This window comes from Hydrocoleum sp. CS-953, assembly GCF_002260545.1.
Classification (GTDB): domain Bacteria; phylum Cyanobacteriota; class Cyanobacteriia; order Cyanobacteriales; family Microcoleaceae; genus Trichodesmium.
In genome coordinates this window covers 1-3158 of sequence record NZ_LGSU01000451.1, presented here as the reverse complement: position 1 = coordinate 3158, position 3158 = coordinate 1, and the positions used below count along the sequence as shown (strand labels likewise).

2 protein-coding genes are annotated in these 3158 nt (G+C 37.0%); both read right to left on the bottom strand.

Features of this window, described 5'->3' with window-relative positions:
* Nucleotides 1-904: 904 nt before the first annotated feature.
* Nucleotides 905-1327 carry an anti-sigma regulatory factor gene (locus AFK68_RS04515; RefSeq protein ID WP_094671770.1) on the bottom strand — a complete coding sequence of 141 codons (423 nt, stop codon included), beginning with the start codon at nucleotides 1325-1327 and terminating at the stop codon, nucleotides 905-907.
* Nucleotides 1328-1331: 4 nt separating this feature from the next.
* On the bottom strand, nucleotides 1332-2996 hold the full coding sequence (locus AFK68_RS04510; protein ID WP_094671769.1) for a SpoIIE family protein phosphatase: 1665 nt from the start codon (nucleotides 2994-2996) through the stop codon (nucleotides 1332-1334).
* Nucleotides 2997-3158 lie beyond the last annotated feature (162 nt).

Here is a 3158-nt window from a genome sequence, read left to right as displayed (position 1 = left end):
CAATATTTTTCATAGTGATTTTTAATGCTTCGTACAAATCATATATATCTAGTTTATGGTTGTCAAGTCTATGAGTTTTTGACTTATATCAAGTCACCGAGAATGCCTACAATAAAGTTGATATCTAAACAATTCTCCCAGTATAATTTTGAGCCTCTTTGCAATACCACTTATATTATGTGCATTCAAATTATAGCGGTTTTCACTTCATGACTTGCATTACTTCTTCCTTCTTCCTTCTCTCCTAGATAATATGAGCCTTCTTCCTTTAAACCCAAATCTCTGTACTCTAAAAAACATGAAAACTGCTATAAGTTTGAAACTTGCCAGAAGTTTTCCAGGATGTTTGAATAGTCTTACCGAATTATTAATAATTAATAGTTAAATAATTCGCGCCTTGAAGCCTCCCCTTGGATAGGGGAAAAAAGTGCTCTTGAATTTCCTGATCTTCAATTCCGTAACGGTTTTAATCAGAGGTAATTATCAATTATCAATTATCAATTATCAATTATCAATTATCAATTAATGAAGCGGGATTATCCTGTAGCATAAGTGCTAAAATACTTTTGGTCTTGGTTATTAGGTCAATAGGTAATACGAATCAATCTTACTCTTTTGCCAACAATTTGCTATTTTTTATAGATAAGGCAGTTAGCCTAACAGTTTCTAGGTGGAGCGGTCGGATTAGTTAACCTATAATTAACTCTATAAGTCCCGCGTTGTCGTATTTGCGCAACGTCCGGAGGAGGTCAAACTTCTAAGCCTATTCAACAGTAAAGCTATGGTAAGTGGTGGTTTGTTTACCCAACCCTTACAGTCAGAAGTCAGGAGATCAGGTTGCAAGTCCATTAGCAATATACTAATCTTGTTACAATTCAATCAATTCTAATTAACCAATGGGTTATTAAACTTTTTCTGGTATACTTGCTTCCAACTTTAGACAGTTTCTACCATCTATTTGCAAACTATAGTCTACACGATCCATCAATCTATTCATAATCAACCATCCATAACCACTTTCTTGTTTGGCTTCTGGTGTTGGTGGATTATAATCCCCTGTACGATAACCTTGACCATAGTCCCAAATTTCCAAAGCAATATCACGCTCTTTAATTTCTAAGCGTATTAGCACTGGTAAGTGAGGTTGGTCCTTATGAGCATGACGAATCACATTGGAATAAGCTTCCGCCAGCACCAAGCGTAAACGGTTGGATTGACGAGGCCAATCAATATGTTCTCCTAGCTCTACTTCTAAACTGCTTAATAACCAATGTTCGACAATAGTTAAAAAATTGAGGTTGCTTGGCACCTGAAGCTCAGTTTTCATAAATTCAGAGAACCTCCAGAGATAGTATAGTTTGATCGTCTTCCTGAACTTGATTATCGGCTCTGATATAAGCCAATACACTATTTAGGTCTAGTTGTTCTTTATGCTCCTGTAGGAGTTTCCATAAACCTTCTTGTTGCAACATTACACGAATTGGTTCCCCACCATCATTAGATTCTTGAACCACTGTAGCTTCAGTGATACCATCACTTGTAAGTAAGAATATATCTCCTGAATCTAAGTCTATAGTACCTGCTTTGCCTTTCCATATTGGTAATATTCCTAGGGGAATACCACGATCTTTGAGGAAATTTGGTTTTACTTCCTCGGAACCTTGGTTTCCAGCAGCTACCAGTGCGGTTTTAGACCAGACTAAAGGATATATATGGCCAGCATTAGCATAAGCTAATAATCCGGTTTCTGGTGTATAGCGAGCCAAGACCATTGTAATGAAGCAATTATTACTAATTAAATCATCTGAAAGACTACTATTGAGATTTTGCATTACTTCGTAGGGGTCTGGGGGATTTTCTTGAGAAAGTTCTCGTCTCATTACAGAAATAGCACTAGCCATAAATAAGGCAGCAGGTACTCCCTTTCCAGAAACATCTCCTAATGCTAACCAGATTTCTCCTTGAGAGTGAGTATAAACTTCAAAGAAATCACCTCCTACTTCTCTAGCAGGATAGCAACAGCCTTGTATCTTAAATGTTTCAAAGTCTGGCCAACTTTGACGTAATAAGTTGCTCTGTATCTGACGAGCTACTTCTAGCTCATTACGCATTTGTTCGGCTAGTTCTCTAGTCTTTTGATAGAGTTGAGCTTGCGATAATGCCAAGGCTCCCTGCTCTAATACACTTTCTATAAGATTGACATCTTCAGTAGACCAGAAGTTATTACTATTTTCTTGATTAAGGGCTAAAACTGCTAGTAAATCTTTCTGGTAAATTAGAGGGACTATTAATTTACAACTACTTTTTTCTGAACCTTCTTCAAAATAAGTTTGGCGATTCTCTAATACCTGCAATAATAATTCTTCAGTAATTGGAAACTCGTTTTGAGAATTTTCAGAGTTTTGATAGGAAAAAGACTCAGACATGAGGCGATCGCCTGCTGCTGGCCATAATCTACCTTCTGTGGCCGCAAAAGTTAGTCCCACTGTCTGAACTATTGTCGATAACATACTAGAGTAATCCAATGATTCTCTAATTGCACTCATAACCTTATTCAAAATAGACTCTCGTCGCAGAGCAAGAGTCAAAGCATTAGTGCGTTGCTTCACTACTTTGTAGGTTTCTGAAGCTTGTTGAACTACGACTTTTAGTTCTTCTGGATTCCAGGGTTTTGTAATATACTTAAATACTTTACCTGAGTTGATTGCTTCTACTAAATCTTCTACATCTGTGTAGCCTGTCAGTAGAATCCGAACAGTATCTGGAAATGTTTCTAAGGTTTTACCTAAAAACTCTGTACCATTCATTTCTGGCATTCTTTGGTCAGAGATAATCAGTGCCATTTCTCCTACTTCTTCTAAAACGTCCATAGCACTGAAGGCACTATCTGCTTTATATACCTTAAAGTCCCGCCGAAACGTCCTATACAACAAATCCAGGTTGTCTGGTTCGTCATCGACTACCATCAATTTTAGTTTCGTTTCTCGCCGACTCATGCTATAATTTGGCTCCCAGAAGTTTTTTTAGTTCTCACACTCTCATTTTGGCCGTTAGAGTATTTTATAACAAAATATTTTTGCTTTACAAAATAATATAGTGGCTGTAAAATTTGATAAATTTGGTCATCACTTGTTCCGGTCATTAGCTTTATGTAAGGA

Excerpts from the sequence above, each read along its gene's own strand:
- AFK68_RS04515 (WP_094671770.1), bottom strand. The coding sequence starts at position 1,327 with ATGAAAACTGAGCTTCAGGTGCCAAGCAACCTCAATTTTTTAACTATT.
- AFK68_RS04510 (WP_094671769.1), bottom strand. The coding sequence starts at position 2,996 with ATGAGTCGGCGAGAAACGAAACTAAAATTGATGGTAGTCGATGACGAA.